The sequence below is a fragment of the Streptomyces sp. SID13726 genome (genome assembly GCF_010548375.1).
GTDB lineage: Bacteria > Actinomycetota > Actinomycetes > Streptomycetales > Streptomycetaceae > Streptomyces.
The window spans coordinates 1-389 of the sequence record NZ_JAAGLY010000833.1; the positions used below are offsets into that span (position 1 = coordinate 1).

Here is a 389-nt window from a genome sequence, read left to right on the forward strand (position 1 = left end):
GCGGGCGGACCACGCCTCGGCCTCCTGGGACCGCGCGGCCAGCTCCGCGACCTTCGCCTCGGCGTCGGCCCACGCCTCCTCGGTGGTGTCGCGCACGAACGTCGTGATCCGCAGCCCGAACTCGAGCGGAGCGTGCTCACGCCCCAATTCGGCGCTCAGGCGCTTCAGCCGGTCGATGCGCTCCGCGATCCCGTCGAGCGGCTCGCCCCAGAAGAGCTGCACGTCGACCTCGGTCGCTGCGACCCGCTCGGCCGCTTCCGACGCGCCGCCGAAGTAGATCCGCGGGTGGGCGCGGCCCGCGCGCGTCACGGGGCGCGGCCCCAGCCGTGACCCGGTCACCGAGAAGTGCTCCCCGGCGTACGGCACCTCCTCCTTCGTCCACAGACGGC

1 protein-coding gene is annotated in these 389 nt (G+C 74.6%); it reads right to left on the minus strand.

Annotated elements, in window-relative coordinates:
- On the minus strand, positions 1 to 389 hold a 389-nt coding region (locus G3I78_RS50555; RefSeq protein WP_164437409.1), incomplete at both ends, for an LLM class flavin-dependent oxidoreductase.